We start from the raw sequence: 16,222 nt of genomic DNA, 5'->3' as shown, positions 1-16,222 counted from the left end.
GACATGCCTCATATGCGATTTCCCCTCCCCTTTGGGCGCGCAAGCCTCAGCTTCCGGCGATGCCGAGCAATTCCGCGTCCAGCGCCTTCAGGTAGCCATCGGCCAGGTCGGCGCTGACGCCGAGATCGTTCTGGCCGTAGCGGGAGGCGACGCGGATATCGACCAGCGTCGTTTCCGCCTCCTCGCGAATGCGGATCACCAGGTCGCACGGCAGGCCTAAGATGCGGGTGCGGGTTTCGCCCTGCAGGATGACGTCGGTATTCTGGCGGATGATTTCCGCCACGCCATCGCGGAAGGGACGCGGCGTCGGCACCGGGACGATATCGGGCACGTCGCCGACGACACTGTCATTCTGCGCGGGATTGACGGTCCGCGAGCGGGCGCGGCGCTTCGGCTTCACATTGCCATTCGGATCCGCGACATCGGCGCCATCAGCCTTGACGATGGTGATGTGACGGTCACGCGCGACCTTGCGCACCGCTTCCAGCACGCGGTCGGAAGCCCCCTCGTAGCGACGGCTGATCAAAGCGGGATAGGCGTCGAACTGCGCCTCGCGCTCCTGCTGCGTCACCAGATGGCGCGGCGGCAGCCACATCTGCCTGGCGTCCGGCGTTGCCAGCCATTCCGGCGGCTCGTTTAGATCGGTCGAAATCTCGTAGATCGGCGGTCGGCTCCAGTGGCGTTCGGCGCCGAAACCGAAAATAGCAAGCGGCAAAGCGGCATAGACGAGCGCCTTGACGGCGGAGACGCCGCCGATGGCGGCATTCCGCCAGAGCTGTGCAAGGCCGACCAGCGCCAGCAGCACCGAAAGCACGGCGCAGCCGGCAGAAATCAGCAGCAGCAGCACGAAATAAGGCGTTTCCAGCGGCCCGAAGCGATAGCCGATCAGCGTCACGCCGCAGAGCACCAGGGCAAACGAAGCGATCAGACGCGCGGCGCGGGCGGCATGTGAAACGGGACGGTCGAAGCGGATGGTCATCAAGGGCTCGTCGGCGCGTCGGATCGGAAGCCGGATGCACCGAATCCCAGGAAGCGACTTATGTTTAGATCAAGAAACGGCGAAAATAAATCGAATGTCACGACATCAACGCCCCATGTTTCGTCAAGGCTGAAACCAGTAACGCCTAGACCAAAAACGTGAGCGCTTGCTTAAATTCCCAAAAAAGGCCATTCTTCAGCGTTTTATCGAGACTGTGAAAGGACTTGGTGAGATGGAACCGATAGTTTCTCAAGACGCCATCGGCAAGCGGTTGCCGGGAGCGGCCATTGCGGGGACCGACGCGGCCGATCCGATCCTGCCGCTGGAACTCCTGGAACTGGAGCTTTCGCTCGAAGGTTTTTCCGGCGGAGAGCCAGGCTTCTGCGAGGCCGTGCGAAACGCGGCTTCAGCCATACGCGGCGACTTCCTGTTCGATCTTCCGGCCGCGGGGCTGATCTCCGATTGCCGCAGGCTGGCGGTCATCCGCATTCCCGAAGGAGATGCGACGACGCGCACTCTCTTTGCCGCGCTCGACGAAGACGGCGCGGAAATCCGGTTGCTGCAACCGGACGATGAAACCGAGCACCTTTTGCGGTTTGCCGATGCCTTCGTCGATCTGCTGCGGCGATTGCCGGCAAAGCCGAAGGAAGCCGCATAGGCGTTCCCGCCTACGGCCCGATCCGCCTTTCGCGCCATGCCGCGCGGCGCTATAGTTCGTGCCTGCACATCTGCACTCAGGACATAAAGCCATGCGCATCGCCGCTTCCATCCTCTCCCTCCTCACCACTACGCTCGTGCTTTCCTCCTGCCAGACGGCCGAGGAAATCCGCGCGGCCGACGAGGCGAGATGCGGCGGCTACGGCTTCAGGCGCGGGTCGGAGAATTTCGCCAACTGCCTGATGAATCAAGATCTTAGCCGGCGGGCAGATCAAAGGGCCTTCATGGAAAGCAACGATGATTTCTTCTGGGGACCGACAATCGTGGTCGGCGGCCCGGGATATCATCGCGGCTACTGGCGCCGCTGATCTTCAGAAAATCAGCCTCGTCCCTTGATTGCCGCCTGCGCCGCCGCAAGCCGCGCAATCGGCACGCGGAAGGGGGAACAGGACACGTAATCCAGCCCGATATCCTCGCAGAAATGGATGGAGGCGGGATCGCCGCCATGCTCGCCGCAAATGCCGAGCTTCATGTCGTTGCGGGTGCGGCGACCGCGCTCGGAAGCGATGCGAATGAGTTCGCCCACCCCATCGAAATCGAGCGATATGAAGGGATCGTGCTCGATGATGCCCTTGCGCTGATAGGTCGGGATGAAGGCGGCGGCATCGTCGCGCGACATGCCGAATGTGGTCTGGGTCAGGTCGTTCGTGCCGAAGGAGAAGAATTCGGCCGCCTCGGCGATGATATGGGCGCGCAATGCGGCGCGCGGTAGCTCGATCATCGTGCCGACAAGATAGTCGATCTTCATCCTGGCTTCCGACATGACGGCGCGCGCCACCTCGTCGATGCGGGCCTTGACGTAGTCGAGTTCGGAACGCAGGCCGACAAGCGGCACCATGATCTCGGGCACGACAGCAGCCCCCGTTTCGCGCGCGGCGAGGACTGCCGCCTCGAAAATGGCGCGGGCCTGCATCTCGACGATTTCCGGATAGGAAATCGCCAGCCGGCAGCCGCGATGGCCGAGCATGGGATTGAACTCGTGCAGCGCATCGACCCGCTGGCGCAGGGTGGCCGGCTCCATGCCCATGATGCCGGCGACCTCGGCGATCTCCTCATCCGTTTTCGGCAGGAATTCGTGCAGCGGCGGATCGAGCAGGCGTATCGTCACCGGCAGGCCGTGCATGATGGTGAACAGGCCGGTGAAATCGAGGCGCTGCATCGGCATGAGCTTGGCAAGGGCGGCCCGGCGACCCTTTTCGTCTTCGGCGAGGATCATCTCGCGCATCACATGGATGCGATCGCCCTCGAAGAACATGTGTTCGGTACGGCATAGGCCGATGCCCTCGGCGCCGAAGGAGCGGGCCGCGCGCGCGTCGGCCGGCGTATCGGCATTGGTGCGCACCGTCATGCGCCGCGAGCGATCTGCCCAGGCCATGATGCGGCCGAAATCCCCCGACAGTTCCGGCTGGATCATCGGCACCTCGCCCTTCAGGACCTGGCCGGTGGATCCGTCTATCGTGACGATATCGCCCTTCTTCAAGGTGATGCCGATGCCGATCAGCTTTTCATTGCGCATGTCGATGCGCATGGTGCCGGCACCGACGACGCAGGGGATGCCCATGCCGCGGGCGACCACGGCCGCATGGCTGGTCATCCCGCCGCGGGTGGTGAGGATCGCCTCGGCGGCATGCATGCCGTGAATGTCTTCCGGGCTCGTCTCGATGCGCACGAGGATGGCTTTGCGGCCTTCCTCTTCCGCGATAATTGCCTCTTCAGCCGTGAAGACGATCTCGCCCGTGGCCGCGCCAGGCGATGCGGGGAGACCGGAGCCGATGACCTCGCGGCGGACGCGCGGATCGATCGTCGGGTGCAGCAGCTGGTCCAGCGTCGTCGGCTCGATGCGGGAAACCGCTTCGTCTTCCGTGATCAGCCCCTCGTCGACCATGTCGACGGCGATCTTCATTGCTGCCTTGGTGGTTCGCTTGGCATTGCGGGTCTGCAGCATCCAGAGCTTGCCGCGCTCGATGGTGAATTCCAGATCCTGGACCTCGCGGTAGTGCGATTCCAGCTGCGTGCAGATGCTCCGGAACTCGGCAAAGGCCTCGGGCATCAGCTTTTCCATCGACGGCTTGTCGTAGCCGGAGGCGATGCGGGCCATCTCCGTAATGCTCTGCGGCGTGCGGATGCCGGCGACGACATCCTCCCCTTGCGCATTGACGAGGAATTCGCCGTAAAGCTCCTTCTCGCCGGTCGAGGGATTGCGCGTGAAGGCGACGCCGGTGGCGGAGGAATTGCCGAGATTGCCGAAAACCATCGCCTGAATGTTGACTGCGGTTCCCCAGGCCTCGGGGATATTGTGCAATTGCCGATAGGTGACGGCGCGGGCGTTCATCCAGCTTGCAAAGACCGCGCCAACGGCGCCCCAGAGCTGAACCTCCGGCTCCTGCGGAAAGGCCTCGCCCAATTCTTCCTTGATGACGGTCTTGTAGAGCGAGACCACATGCTGCCATTCGACAGCGGTCAGGTCGGTGTCGAACTCGTGGCCGAAGCGAGCTTTTTCATCCTCCAGGATCTCTTCGAAGACCTCATTGTCGAGACCCATGACCACATCGGCATACATCTGGATGAAGCGGCGGTAGCTGTCCCAGGCGAAACGGGCGTCGCCGGCATCATGGCCGAGCGCCTGCACCGTGGCGTCGTTGAGGCCGAGATTGAGGACGGTATCCATCATGCCCGGCATGGAAGCGCGGCCGCCCGAGCGCACGGAAACCAGCAATGGCCGCTCGGTATCGCCGAATTTGCGCCCGGTAGTGGCTTCCATCCGCTGCAAGCCCTGCATGACCTGCGGCTTCAGCTCTTCGGGGATGTCGCGGCCATTCTTGTAGTAGAACGCGCAGACATCGCTGACGATCGTCAGCCCCGGCGGAACCGGCAGGCCGAGATTGCACATTTCAGCAAGATTTGCGCCCTTGCCGCCGAGCCGTTCAAAATCGCCGGCGCCTCCCTCGGCCTTGCCGCCGCCGAATGTATAGACCCACTTCGTCATTGTCTCCGTCCAACTCCTCCGGTTGAACTTAATTCATTGAGCCACAAATGAAAATCGACAAATGCGGCAAAATGTTGCGTTGCACAATAAATATGAGGCGAAGCTTTCCGATTTCAATCGATTGATCGAAACCGGGAGCTTGCGGGTCATTCACAGCACCCGACGGTTCGAACGTTTTCGCCTCGAGACCGAGCTTCCAGATGACTAAGCGTGCGGCTCGCGTTGAGCCAGAATCTTGTCGATTCGCATGCCGTCGAGATCGACGATCTCGAAATGCCAGCCGCCGAAGGAGAAGCTTTCGCCCACTTCGGGCAGATGGCCGAGCTGGTAGAGGGCAAAGCCCGCGAGCGTATGGAAATTGACGTCCTCCTCGCTGAAGCGCAGTCCCAGCCTCGCAAAGGCGTCATAGACCGGCATCATGCCTTCCATCAGCAGCGATCCGTCGGCACGTTCGACGACGTCAGGGGCTTCGTTCTCCATATCAGGCAGATCGCCGGCGATCGCTTCCAGCAGGTCCGTCTGCGTGACGATGCCTTCCAGGCTGCCATATTCGTCGATGACCATGGCGAGGCGCACGGGTGCGCGCTTGAAGCTTTCGAGCACCTTGAAGACCGCCGTCGCCTCGTGGACAACAAGCGGCTGACGAATGACGGCCATCGGGTTCAGCGGCTCGCCGTTCAGGAGCTGATCAAGAAGGTCTTTCTTCAGGATCATGCCGATCGGCTCGTCGATCGATCCGCGGGCGACGAGAAGCTGCTCATAGCGGCTGTCGCGAATGGTTTTCTGCATTTCTTCCGGCGTATCGTCGGCATCGATCCAGTCAACCTCCAGCCGTGGCGTCATGATGTTGGAGACATCGCGGTTGCCGATGTTGAAGACACGCTCGACCAGATCCTGCTGGGCCTGTTCCAGGAGGCCCGCCTCCTGGCTTTCGGCGATCAGAAGCTTGATCTCGGCCGGCGAATGCAGCGAGCCCTCGCCGGCGCCGGGGCGTAGGCCGAAAAGGCGAAGGACGAGATTGCCGAGGCCGTTGAGCACGGTGATTGCCGGGCGTAGCAGAAAGAGAAACAGGCCGAGCGGCCGCACGACGCCGAGCGCGGTGCCTTCGCTGCGCTGCAAGGCCAGACTCTTCGGCGCAAGTTCGCCGAGCACGATATGAAGCGCCGTGATGATGATGAAGGAAATGGCGACGGCGATCGCATGCGATCCGGCCGCGGCCCATGCTCCGGGGAGAAAATTGAGCAGCGGCTCCAGCAGATGAGCAAGAGCAGGTTCACCGACCCAGCCGAGGGCAAGTGACGAAATGGTGATGCCGAGCTGTGTCGCCGCGAGATTGGCATCGAGATTGTCGACTGCCTTCTGCAGCGCCTTGGCGTTCATCCGCCCTTCGGCAACCAACTCCGTCACGCGGCTGCGGCGGACGGACACCAGAGAGAACTCGGCCGCAACGAAAAAGCCGTTGGCGGCGACAAGCAGCAATACGGCGAATATTCCGAGGAAATCGAAAATACCGCCAGCCGAACCAGACATACTTCCCTTCCGGGCGGATCAGCGCCCATGTTGTTGATCGAAAAGAAACCTAACACGCTTTCCGGCTGTACGGCAGCCAAGACGGCAATTTCTTGTCGATAAGAGAAACATTTTGCCTTTTCAAGGGATGTTGCCGGGATACGCAGAAAAGCGGCATCGACAGCGGTTTCCGCAAGCCTCGCTTTCCGCACCGCAATGGTGACCGAACGGAAATTTCGCCCAGGCATCTAGCCCGGACATCCCGCTAGGCGAAGAGCCCGCCAAAGACGACTTCCTTGAACTCAACCAGCGCTGCATCGCTCTTTTCGGCTCGCATACGCAGCAACGCGCCTTCCCAACTGTTCAATACGAAACGGCCGAGCAAAGCTGCGGGAAATTTGTCGCTAATCAGTCTCCGTTCCTGCGCCTCGGCGATGCATTTTTCAAAGAAACTGCTCCACGCTTCCAAATGTTCGGCCAGATGCTCGCGCATCAGCTCGCTGTGATCGGCGATCTCCGCGCTGAAATTGCCAAGCAGGCATCCTCGCGCAAATCCATTCGCCCTGAAGGCGGCGATGCGATCGTCGAAATAAGCCTCCAACCTGGCCAGCGGCCCGACATTCGAATTGCAGAAGAAGTCACGCAACTTGCCCTCGTTGCGATCGAAATAGGCATCGATGACTTCGATTCCGAACGCCTCCTTGCTCGGAAAATGATTGTAGAATGAGGCCTTGGGAACATTCGCCCCATCCACGATGCTCTGGATGCCGGTCGCCGCATAGCCTTCGGCGTGGATCATCCGCAGCCCCACCTGAAGGAGATTGTTACGCGTATCAGGCTTTGGCTTCGGGCCGCGCTTGGCGCCTGCAGGAGATTTCATTTCAGGCCCCTTGACTAATTCCGACCAACCGGTCATACGATATTAATCGCAACTCTCGGGACATGTGTCAAGAGAGCGGCATGCCAACGCGCATCATACCGAAGATCGAATGCGGGCACGGGCATCCTCGTTGGGGACGCCCGTCGGCAAAGCGCGCCTTCGGATCATCGCGAACATGAGCGGATCCAATGAGATCAATTGGTTGGAAGGATAGTGATCGTGTTTTCCAAGACGAGCTTGAACTGGGATGTACTGACGATCAAACGCCCCGGCCTTGGCCGAGACGTGCCGCCTGGCAAGGAAGAGCTGATGTGGGTGGTGAATTCATCGACGCTCATCCATGGCGAGCGCGACGCAATCCTTGTCGATACGTTTCTTACAGCCGGGCACGCGCAGATCTTGCTGGATTGGGTCGTCGCGAGCGGCAAGAACCTCACGACGATCTATATCACCCACGGACATGGCGATCATTTCTTTGGCCTCGCACCGTTTCTGGAGCGTTTTCCCAATGCGAGGGCGCTTGCGACGCCGGCGGTGGTCGAGACCATGCATGCGCAATTGTCGCCAGCGTCGATCGACAATTTCTGGCGCAGGCTCTTTCCCGGCCAGATTCCCGACCGGTTGCTGATCGCCGAGCCGCTCGACGGCGATACTTTGGAACTGGAAGGACATAAGCTTGTCGTGGTGAACGCCGGGCATACCGACACGAGCCACTCAACCTGCTTGTACGCCCCATCGATCGGGCTGATCGTCGGCGGGGATGTCGTCTACAATGGCATCCACCTTTACCTTGGCGAGACCGATGCGCGGAGCCGGCTTGAATGGATTGCCGCGCTTGACAAGCTCGAGGCACTGCAGCCCAGGGCGGTGATCGCCGGGCATAAGTTGCCGGCAAACGCCGATGATCCCCGCATCATCGGCGAGACACGGCAATATCTTCTCGATTTCAATCGCCTGAACGAGGCAACGACGACCGCGCGTGAGCTCTACGACGCCATGCTGGAGCTCTATCCCAATCGCGCCAATCCGGGCTCACTTTGGGGTGCCTCGAACGCCGCCAAAGGGAAAAGCTAAGAACAATGGGATGTGCCGGGTCGGTTTCACGGCCGGCCCGACTTTCCGTTCCTCTTTTTTGGAATTCGCCCCTCATCAACGAACGCAAGGGATATTGAACATGCGAAAAATGCTCTCCGCCGCCTTCGCTTTGGCAGTGCTTTCGGCCGGATCAGCGGCGGCAGCGCCAGTCGCCCATAAGGATCCGCTGGACACTCAGACGCTGAGCACGATCAAATCGCATTTCAGTCAGCTCATGGATTCGGCGAACAAGCATGATCTCAAGGCGTTGCACAACATGTTCTGGCAGTCACCTTCCGCGCTTCTGGTCGCAAAAAGCGCCATCCCCTCTGAAGGCAACTGGGCTGGATTTTGGGGTAACGAGGCCGTGGACCGGAAGCTCCACGACATCGCCGGGTCGGGACCAGTCGTGCTTGCGCCCGATTTCTCCAAGCTCAAGGTCGTCGGATTGACCCGCGAAATGGCTGAATCCTATGCGCCGATGAACATTACGGTTTCCTATGCCGGTCAGGACGGCACGCCGAAGCCGTTCCTGATGATCATCAATTGGATCAGGATCAAAAGGGACTGGAAGGTCGCATCCGAAATCATCCTCCCCGTGCCGCCGGCGCCTGTCGCCAAAGGTTAAAGCGTCGACGGCCCACGGGCTACCGATGAGAATTCCCCCGAAGACCCTTTTCGGAGCGACGAATCTCATCCCGGATTGGTCCGGATAATCAACGCCTTGACGGAAGTTGCCGCCGGGCGACGGAAAATATCAGGCGATTTCCCGCAGCCGCTCGGCGGTCTGCAGATCGACGGAGACGAGCTGCGATACGCCCTGCTCCGCCATGGTCACGCCGAAGAGGCGGTCCATGCGCGCCATGGTGATGGGATTGTGGGTGATGACGACGAAGCGCGTCTCGGTCGAGGCGGCCATCTCGTCCATGAGGTTGCAGTAACGCTCGACATTGTGGTCGTCGAGCGGCGCATCGACTTCGTCCAGCACGCAGATGGGTGCGGGATTGGTGAGGAAGACGGCGAAGATCAGCGCCATGGCCGTCAGCGCCTGCTCGCCGCCGGAAAGCAGGGTCATAGTCTGCGGCTTCTTGCCCGGCGGGCGGGCGAGGATTTCCAGGCCCGCCTCCAGCGGATCGTCCGACTCGATGAGCTGAAGTTCGGCCGTGCCGCCACCGAAAAGATGGGTGAACAGGCGCTGGAACTGCGCATTGACGATGTCGAAGGCAACGATCAGACGTTCGCGGCCCTCGCGGTTGAGGCTCTGGATCGCGCCGCGCAGCTTCCTGATGGCGTCGATGACGTCATCGCGTTCCTTGATCAGGGCCTGCAGCCGCTCCGTCAGCTCCTTGCTCTCCTCCTCGGCGCGCAGATTGACGGCACCAAGACGCTCGCGTTCGATCTTCAGCCGTTCCAGCTCGCGTTCGACCTCACGCAGATCCGGCACGTTCTGCACTGCCGAAAGGCCGGTCAGGCGCATAGCCTCGTGCGGCTCGACATTGAGCGCCTGACGAATGCGCAGTTCGCTCTCCTGCCGACGCTCGCGGGCAGAGACCAGCCGCTCCTCGACCCGACCACGCTTCTCGCGGCTTTCCGCCAGTTCGGAAAGGGCCGTCGTCGCATGACGATCGGCCTCGCGCTGAACGACTTCCGCTTCGGCAAGGCGGTCGGCAGCCCGGCGGCGCGCCTCCTCTGCCTTCTGCAGCTCGTTCATCAAGGCGCGGCGCTTATCGTCGAATTCATCGGGGGCGAGATCGAGTTCGGCCGCTTCTTCGCGCGCTTCCTCTTCACGGTCGCGCAGCGTCTGGATATGCTCCTCGGCGCTGGCCGCGCGCTGGCGCCAGGTATCACGCTCCTGCCGGATCGCCAGGAGGCGGCGTTGCCGCGCCTCGTTTTCCCGGTTCAGGCCTTCATGCCGGGCACGCGCTTCGGCGAGCGCGCCGCGATCCGTCGCGACCTCCGCCTGCTGGTCGCGCAGCTTCACATCGATACCGTCGAGATCCGGCGCGTCTACCAGTTCGATGCGGGCATTCTCATCCTGCATCGCCACATCTTCAAGCTGCTCCCGCAACCGGCTGACGGCCTCGACGACGACATCGCGGCGACGGATGAGGTCGCCGGAGGCCCGCTCGGCGGCGGCGAGCGCTTCGCGCGCCTCGGCCAGATGCCGGGCCGCAAGCCGGTTGGCGTCGCGGGCAGTGGCCAGATGTCCCTCTTCGGCTCTGATCGCCTCGGCGGCGGCCGACAGACGCTCTTCAGCCTCCACAAGCACATCGCGCGCGAGCTCGGCTTCTGCGTCCAGCTCGGAGAGGCGATTCTTCTGCGCCAGCCGCAAGGCAGCGGCACTCGGCGCATCGGCGCCGGTCACATGACCATCCCAGCGGAAAACCGCGCCGTCCCGGGTGACCAACCGCTGTCCAGGCTTCAACGCCGGCATCAATCGCGACGCGTCTTCAGCCGAAACGATACCGATCTGGCGCAGGCGCCGCGTCAATGCCGCCGGCGCGCCGACATGGGTGATCAAGGGTGCAACGCCTTCTGGCAGAGCCGGATCGGTGGCGCCGCTGCCATTGTCGGACCAATAGACCGGCGCCTCGGAATCGAGCGAGGATTCCAGATCATCCCCGAGCACCGCACCAAGTGCGGTCTCGAAGCCGCGGTCGACGCGCAGCTCTTCGGCAACCGGTGAAAAAGCGCCTGAGGTATCGCCCGCCGCCAGCATCTTGGAAATGGTCCGCGCTTCGGTCTCGAGCGCGTTCAGACGCGCCCGTGCCTGCTCGACCGGTCCGCGCGACAGCGCCTCGGTTTCGCGCGCCTTGGCAAGAACCGCTTCGACGCGCTGGATCTCGCCTTCCGCATCGGCAACGACATTTTCCGCCGCCTCGACCATATCGCGCTTTTCGCTGGGATCGGGCAGATCGGCCATCTTCTCGTCGATGGCGGCAAGCTCGCGGTTCGCTTCGTCCGCCTGTCGTTCCAGCCTCATCTTGCGGTCGGCCAGATCGCGGATGGCGCGCTCCAGCTGATTGCGGGCGGCGGCGGTCTCGGCGCGTTCGGCGGTCAGGGCGGTAAAGATGCGCTCGCTGTCGGCGAGCTTGGTGGCCGCTTCCTCAAACGCGATACGCGTCTCCTCGGCAAGCCTGCCGGAATCGGCAAGGATGTCGGTGAGATCGGCTTCTTCGGCATCCAGCTTGGCAAGAATGGAAGCATTGTCGGCGACAAGGCGCTGCTCGCGGCTGATATCCTCGGCCAGCTGCGCCAGGCGTCGGATCAATTCATCACGCCGCCGCAGGATGCGATTGACATCCTCTTCCAATTGCGAGCGGGCGATTTGCAGACGCTGCAGGGCGGCGGCGGCCTTCGCTTCGTCATCGCGCAGCTCCGGCAGCTTGAAGCTGGCGATGCCCTGCGCCTTTGCCGCCTCCATCTGGATCTGCGCCTTTTCGGCGACCAGCACCGTTGCCTGGTTCAGGGCACTGTCGGCCTCGGCCTCGGCTTCCTTCGCCTGCACCCAGCGGATATGCAGCAGCATGGCTTCGCGGGCGCGAATATCGGCCGAGAGCGTCTTGAAGCGGTTGGCCTGCCGGGCCTGACGCTTCAGGCTTTCGATCTGGCTTTCGAGCTGCGACGTCACGTCATCCAGCCGCTCTAGGTTGCTCTCGGCGGCGCGCAGGCGCAGCTCGGCTTCGTGCCGGCGCGAATGCAGGCCGGAAATGCCGGCAGCCTCTTCCAGCAGTTGGCGCCTCGCCTGGGGCTTCGCCTGGATCAGCTCGCCGATACGCCCCTGCCCGACCATGGAGGGCGAGCGGGCGCCGGTGGAGGCGTCGGCAAACAGCAGCTGCACATCCTTGGCGCGGGCCTCCTTGCCGTTGATGCGATAGACCGAGCCTTGCTCGCGCTCGATGCGGCGCGTGACCTGGATCTCATCGCTGTCGTTGAAAGCTGCCGGCGCGGTGCGATCGCTGTTGTCGAGGTAAAGGCCGACTTCGGCGGTGTTGCGGGCGGGGCGATTGCCGGATCCGGAAAAGATCACGTCGTCCATCCCGGAGGCGCGCATGTTCTTATAGGAATTCTCGCCCATTACCCAGCGCAGCGCTTCGACGAGATTGGACTTGCCGCAGCCGTTCGGCCCGACGACGCCGGTCAGGCCACGCTCGATGACAAACTCCCCCGGTTCGACGAAGGATTTGAAGCCGACAAGTCTCAGCCTGTTGAATTTCATAGGGTGATCTCCACCCTCCCCTTGAAGGGGAGGGTCGGACCAAAGGTCCGGGGTGGGGTGATCATGCGTTCACCCCAGAAATCGCTCCAACCCGCGCTTTCAGCGCGACCTCCCCCTTCGAGGGGGAGGTAATAGAAAGCAGGCGCACGACCTCGGCCGCCCGCCTGTGATGAAAAAAGGCGCGGATCAGAGCAGGCTGTCGATAAGTTTCGACATGGCACCAACAGACATGTCCCCTGCGTAGCGCTTGCCATTGATCAGGAAGGTCGGCGTTGCATTGACGCCGAAATCCTTGGCTGCGCGTTCCCGTACTGAGTTGACATCATCCAGAAGCTTCTGGTTCGTCAAGCATTTCGTGAAGCTATCCTCAGTAAAACCAGCGAGTTTCGACATCTGCAGCAATGCGGCGCGGCCATCGACATCGGGCGAAGCCCAGGCGATCTGCTGCTTGAACAGCATTTCGACCATCGGCATGTACTGTTCCTGCGGGGCGCAACGGGCCAGCATGAAGGCCGCGGCGGCACGCGGATCGAACGGGAATTCGCGGATGATGAAGCGGACCTTGCCGGTATCGACGTATTTCTGCTTGATCGTGTCGAAGGTCGTGACGGCGAAATGCGCGCAGTGCGGGCAGGTCAGCGACATGTATTCGACGATCTTGACGGGCGCATCTTCCTTGCCGAACGCGATTTCCGGCAGCGGGCCGGGCTTCAGCACTTCGTTCATGTCGACATTGCCGTCCGACAGCGGCACTTCGTCTTCGGCGGTTGCGGCGGATGCAGTGTCAGCGAAGGCAGAGAACGCCACGGAAAGGGCTGCAACGGCAGAGCCGCCCAGCAGATGGCGTTTGGTCAAGAGCATGTCGGACATCGGCATAGAGTCACCCGTCGTTGAAAGAGGTCTTCGAATATTCATGCGATATAACGGCAGCTTGCCGCTAACAAGGCACGGTTGACCAACTTTCTTCAAAGAATTGTGACCTGGCAAAGACGGAGAGGTTAAATTTTGGTCGGAATCGTCTCAAGCCGTCGATGGGGCCTTGTTTCGGATTATTTTCGATAGACTTCGCGCCTATTTCCAATTCGAACAATCAGTATCCGAACGGTACTATCTTCGATGTGCGCGATCACTCGATAATCCCCCACTCGGTATTTCCAGAAATTGCCGAGCTCCGAGCCTTTCAACGCTTCTCCGATGGCGCGCGGATCATCCAGCTTGGCAACGCGGTCATGGAGAAATCTCAAAATCCGGCGGGAAGCCTCGTGCCCAAGTTTGTCCAGTTCGCGCTCGGCAGCTCGTTGAAACTCAATCCGCCACGCCATACCGCGCCATCAGTTCGGCCAGCGAAACGCTGCCATTCTCGCCGCGGCGAAACTCTTCCAGACGTTTCTCCGCCAGATAGATATCCTCAAGATCATCAAGATGCTCAAGAATTGCTTCGCGCGCATAGAAACTTTTGCTGCGCCCGGTACGCTTGGCGAGTTCATCGAGTCTTGCTTCAATTTCCGGCGGAAGCCTTAGGGCCAACATCGCGTTTAACTCCATCGTGCTATACAGATATAGCAAGTCGGGAACAGATATCCAATTCGATTTTGATATCTCAGTCCGTTACGTCCTACCCCGCTTCCACACCATCGCCGTGCCCAAACGCTGAACGGCAGCCCTGATCTTCTCATCCTCGATGCCATCCATCATGTCGGCCAGCTTGCGTGCCGCCTCACCCTTCAATGGAGGCGGCGTGCGGGAACGTTTGGACGCGACGGAGACCGGCTTCTGCACGATGCGGATCTGATTGACGGCGTAGAAGCCGAAGAAGCTATTGATGCGCTGGATGAGCTCACCCTGCGCATGGGTCAAAAAGAGCGCGCGGGCGCCCTCGCAGGCGATCGTCAGCACGCCCGGCTGATAGCGGTCGTCCATGCCGGGGCCGGTTCGCTTCGCCCAGGCGATCTTTTCCGGCCGCGTGCAGTCGGCAAAGTCTTCGCCGGCGATCTCATCCCAGCAGCCGAGCAGCGTCGTGTTGATGCCGGCACGCTTTGCCAGCACCGGATCGACGATGCCGTTGGTCAGCTCGGAAATCTGCCGTACGCCACGACGCGACATTTTCAACACGCCATATTCGCTCATTTCGACGTGGCTGTCCGCTTCTCGTAATCGCAACAAGCCATTATCTTCGGTTGGAACGTCAAAGTGACCCGCCTCTTCCATTTGCAAAAAGGGCGCGAAACGACGTCCACTCTTTCCTTGCATTCTCACGCATCAGCGCGCTTACAACAAGGCCAACGAAGAAAAATCCCAGCGCCAGAAGTTGTAACGGGAAAACGTCCTTTTGGCCCGTGTGCCAGGCGGCAACGAGTAAAACCATCGATGAAACAATGTATACGCCTATTGCCATAAGGAGAAACAGAAACATACCAAATGCGTGATGAAATAGCTGCCATCGGCGAGAGCGCTTCGTAGACTGCGCCTGAAACTCCTTCTTGAGGTAGGTTACGAGAGGTTTGAACGGCTGCGTGTGCAACAACTTCCAAATCATATAATACGCGGACAGCAGGAAAAGAATCTCCAACACGCAATGGTTCAACAGCTGCAGATTGGGACTCACATTTAGCAGACGATCGAAGAGCTCAAAGAGCATGATGATTCTCCTTTCATGGCCCCTGTTAAGAGGCCTCGTATTTTTCGACGTTCACCCACCAAACAATTGTGTCTAAGGAGGCTGGAGTAAACGCTTCACCGAAGGGAATTATGGATCTTTCATCACAAGCATCCCCCACGGCCGCATCCCTGCTTGCCTGGTACGACCGACACCATCGCGACCTGCCCTGGCGCGTCTCACCGCCCATGGCGGCACGCGGCGTCAAACCCGATCCCTATCGCATCTGGCTGTCGGAAGTGATGCTGCAGCAGACGACGGTACCGGCGGTCAAAGCCTATTTCGCGAAATTCCTGGAGCGCTGGCCGACGGTCAACGATCTCGCTGCAGCCGCGAACGACGACGTCATGGCCGCCTGGGCGGGGCTCGGCTATTACGCCCGCGCCCGCAACCTGAAGAAATGCGCCGAGGCGGTGGCGACAGGCCACAACGGCCGCTTTCCCGATACCGAGGATGGGTTGCGAGCCCTCCCCGGCATTGGTGACTATACCGCTGCCGCCGTTGCCGCCATTGCATTCAATCGCCAGGCAGCCGTGATGGACGGCAATGTGGAGCGGGTCATTTCCCGCCTCTACGCGATTTCGACGCCCCTGCCCGGCGCCAAGCCACTGATGAAGCAGAAGGTCGCCTTGCTGACACCAGCCGACCGGCCGGGCGATTTCGCTCAGGCGATGATGGATCTCGGCGCGACGATCTGTACGCCGAAGCGCCCGGTCTGTTCGCTCTGTCCCTTCAACGGCGCCTGTCAGGCGCTGGCCGGGCACGATCCCGAGCGTTTCCCGGTCAAGGCCGCCAAGAAGGACAGGCCAGTGCGCCACGGAGCGGCCTTCGTCGCCGTTAACGACGAGGGCGAAATCTTTCTGCGGCGCCGCATCGAAAGCGGCCTGCTTGGGGGGATGACCGAAGTGCCGACGACGGGGTGGACGGCGCGCATCGACGGCGAGACCGGCAGTGAGGCAGCCCCCTTCCCGGCCGACTGGCAGCCAGCGGGCACGGTGACGCACGTCTTCACGCATTTCGAGCTGCGGCTGTCGATCTGGCGGGCGAAGGCCGTTTCCGAGAAAGACAACCATGACGGATGGTGGGCGCCGGTTACAAATCTTGAAGGGCAGGCCCTGCCGACAGTCATGAAAAAAGCGATCGCTCAGGCTATTCCCAATGCGTTCGCAAAAATGCGCATAGGCTAAAAATCAGGAATTCAT

Annotated in this window: 15 protein-coding genes; 5 read left to right on the top strand and 10 right to left on the bottom strand. The window is 61.2% G+C overall.

Annotation, left to right across the window (positions count from 1 at the left end; translation table 11 throughout):
• Positions 1 to 46 precede the first annotated feature (46 nt).
• Positions 47 to 979 (bottom strand): DUF1499 domain-containing protein, encoded by a 933-nt coding sequence (locus CCGE531_RS05275; RefSeq protein ID WP_120663242.1) that lies wholly within the window; start codon positions 977 to 979, stop codon positions 47 to 49.
• A 232-nt stretch (positions 980 to 1,211) separates the two neighbouring features.
• On the opposite strand from CCGE531_RS05275, the gene CCGE531_RS05270 reads away from it, so the two are divergent.
• Positions 1,212 to 1,637, top strand: a complete 426-nt coding sequence (locus CCGE531_RS05270) for a hypothetical protein (RefSeq protein ID WP_120663241.1) — start codon at positions 1,212 to 1,214, stop codon at positions 1,635 to 1,637.
• 91 nt (positions 1,638 to 1,728) lie between these two features.
• Positions 1,729 to 2,004, top strand: coding sequence for a hypothetical protein (locus CCGE531_RS05265; protein WP_120663240.1), 276 nt, complete (start codon positions 1,729 to 1,731; stop codon positions 2,002 to 2,004).
• An 11-nt stretch (positions 2,005 to 2,015) separates the two neighbouring features.
• Here CCGE531_RS05265 and ppdK read toward each other — a convergent pair whose 3' ends face one another.
• The 3 genes from ppdK to CCGE531_RS05250 all read right to left on the bottom strand — a co-directional run bounded on the left by ppdK (position 2,016) and on the right by CCGE531_RS05250 (position 7,071).
• A complete protein-coding gene (gene ppdK / locus CCGE531_RS05260) occupies positions 2,016 to 4,682 on the bottom strand; it encodes a pyruvate, phosphate dikinase (protein ID WP_120663239.1) in 2,667 nt (888 codons plus the stop codon).
• A 204-nt stretch (positions 4,683 to 4,886) separates the two neighbouring features.
• Positions 4,887 to 6,212, bottom strand: coding sequence for a hemolysin family protein (locus tag CCGE531_RS05255; protein WP_120663238.1), 1,326 nt, complete (start codon positions 6,210 to 6,212; stop codon positions 4,887 to 4,889).
• Positions 6,213 to 6,456: 244 nt separating this feature from the next.
• A complete protein-coding gene (locus CCGE531_RS05250) occupies positions 6,457 to 7,071 on the bottom strand; it encodes a TetR/AcrR family transcriptional regulator (RefSeq protein ID WP_120663237.1) in 615 nt (204 codons plus the stop codon).
• A 219-nt stretch (positions 7,072 to 7,290) separates the two neighbouring features.
• Between CCGE531_RS05250 and CCGE531_RS05245 the strand changes: the two genes are divergently transcribed.
• Together CCGE531_RS05245 and CCGE531_RS05240 are read left to right on the top strand one after the other, a co-directional pair.
• Positions 7,291 to 8,145, top strand: coding sequence for an MBL fold metallo-hydrolase (locus CCGE531_RS05245; protein WP_245458989.1), 855 nt, complete (start codon positions 7,291 to 7,293; stop codon positions 8,143 to 8,145).
• A 100-nt stretch (positions 8,146 to 8,245) separates the two neighbouring features.
• On the top strand, positions 8,246 to 8,773 hold the full coding sequence (locus CCGE531_RS05240; RefSeq protein WP_120663236.1) for a hypothetical protein: 528 nt from the start codon (positions 8,246 to 8,248) through the stop codon (positions 8,771 to 8,773).
• A gap of 129 nt (positions 8,774 to 8,902) precedes the next feature.
• On the opposite strand, the gene CCGE531_RS05235 is transcribed toward CCGE531_RS05240, so the two are convergent.
• The 6 genes from CCGE531_RS05235 to CCGE531_RS05210 all read right to left on the bottom strand — a co-directional run bounded on the left by CCGE531_RS05235 (position 8,903) and on the right by CCGE531_RS05210 (position 15,002).
• Positions 8,903 to 12,364, bottom strand: coding sequence for a chromosome segregation SMC family protein (locus tag CCGE531_RS05235; RefSeq protein WP_120663235.1), 3,462 nt, complete (start codon positions 12,362 to 12,364; stop codon positions 8,903 to 8,905).
• Between the two features lie 186 nt (positions 12,365 to 12,550).
• Positions 12,551 to 13,240: a DsbA family protein gene (locus CCGE531_RS05230; protein WP_120663234.1), complete on the bottom strand. Its 690-nt coding sequence runs from the start codon at positions 13,238 to 13,240 to the stop codon at positions 12,551 to 12,553.
• A 173-nt stretch (positions 13,241 to 13,413) separates the two neighbouring features.
• Positions 13,414 to 13,686, bottom strand: coding sequence for a type II toxin-antitoxin system RelE/ParE family toxin (locus CCGE531_RS05225; protein WP_120663233.1), 273 nt, complete (start codon positions 13,684 to 13,686; stop codon positions 13,414 to 13,416).
• Entirely contained in the window at positions 13,670 to 13,894 is a 225-nt protein-coding gene (locus CCGE531_RS05220; protein ID WP_120663232.1) for a DUF6290 family protein, read from the bottom strand. The genes CCGE531_RS05225 and CCGE531_RS05220 overlap by 17 nt, the downstream gene beginning before the upstream one ends.
• A gap of 78 nt (positions 13,895 to 13,972) precedes the next feature.
• Positions 13,973 to 14,473 (bottom strand): DUF721 domain-containing protein, encoded by a 501-nt coding sequence (locus CCGE531_RS05215; protein WP_120666511.1) that lies wholly within the window; start codon positions 14,471 to 14,473, stop codon positions 13,973 to 13,975.
• A 76-nt stretch (positions 14,474 to 14,549) separates the two neighbouring features.
• Complete coding sequence (locus tag CCGE531_RS05210; RefSeq protein ID WP_120663231.1) at positions 14,550 to 15,002, bottom strand: hypothetical protein; 453 nt, start codon at positions 15,000 to 15,002, stop codon at positions 14,550 to 14,552.
• Positions 15,003 to 15,112: 110 nt separating this feature from the next.
• Here CCGE531_RS05210 and mutY point away from each other — a divergent pair, with 110 nt between their 5' ends.
• Positions 15,113 to 16,207: an A/G-specific adenine glycosylase gene (gene mutY, locus CCGE531_RS05205; protein ID WP_120663230.1), complete on the top strand. Its 1,095-nt coding sequence runs from the start codon at positions 15,113 to 15,115 to the stop codon at positions 16,205 to 16,207.
• Positions 16,208 to 16,222: the final 15 nt, after the last annotated feature.

Source organism: Rhizobium sp. CCGE531 (genome assembly GCF_003627795.1).
GTDB lineage: Bacteria > Pseudomonadota > Alphaproteobacteria > Rhizobiales > Rhizobiaceae > Rhizobium.
This window is presented reverse-complemented; position numbering and strand designations above follow the sequence as displayed.

Excerpts from the sequence above, each read along its gene's own strand:
- CCGE531_RS05275 (WP_120663242.1), bottom strand. The coding sequence starts at position 979 with ATGACCATCCGCTTCGACCGTCCCGTTTCACATGCCGCCCGCGCCGCG.
- CCGE531_RS05270 (WP_120663241.1), top strand. The coding sequence starts at position 1,212 with ATGGAACCGATAGTTTCTCAAGACGCCATCGGCAAGCGGTTGCCGGGA.
- CCGE531_RS05265 (WP_120663240.1), top strand. The coding sequence starts at position 1,729 with ATGCGCATCGCCGCTTCCATCCTCTCCCTCCTCACCACTACGCTCGTG.
- ppdK (WP_120663239.1), bottom strand. The coding sequence starts at position 4,682 with ATGACGAAGTGGGTCTATACATTCGGCGGCGGCAAGGCCGAGGGAGGC.
- CCGE531_RS05255 (WP_120663238.1), bottom strand. The coding sequence starts at position 6,212 with ATGTCTGGTTCGGCTGGCGGTATTTTCGATTTCCTCGGAATATTCGCC.
- CCGE531_RS05250 (WP_120663237.1), bottom strand. The coding sequence starts at position 7,071 with ATGAAATCTCCTGCAGGCGCCAAGCGCGGCCCGAAGCCAAAGCCTGAT.
- CCGE531_RS05240 (WP_120663236.1), top strand. The coding sequence starts at position 8,246 with ATGCGAAAAATGCTCTCCGCCGCCTTCGCTTTGGCAGTGCTTTCGGCC.
- CCGE531_RS05235 (WP_120663235.1), bottom strand. The coding sequence starts at position 12,364 with ATGAAATTCAACAGGCTGAGACTTGTCGGCTTCAAATCCTTCGTCGAA.
- CCGE531_RS05230 (WP_120663234.1), bottom strand. The coding sequence starts at position 13,240 with ATGCCGATGTCCGACATGCTCTTGACCAAACGCCATCTGCTGGGCGGC.
- CCGE531_RS05225 (WP_120663233.1), bottom strand. The coding sequence starts at position 13,686 with ATGGCGTGGCGGATTGAGTTTCAACGAGCTGCCGAGCGCGAACTGGAC.
- CCGE531_RS05220 (WP_120663232.1), bottom strand. The coding sequence starts at position 13,894 with ATGTTGGCCCTAAGGCTTCCGCCGGAAATTGAAGCAAGACTCGATGAA.
- CCGE531_RS05210 (WP_120663231.1), bottom strand. The coding sequence starts at position 15,002 with ATGCTCTTTGAGCTCTTCGATCGTCTGCTAAATGTGAGTCCCAATCTG.
- mutY (WP_120663230.1), top strand. The coding sequence starts at position 15,113 with ATGGATCTTTCATCACAAGCATCCCCCACGGCCGCATCCCTGCTTGCC.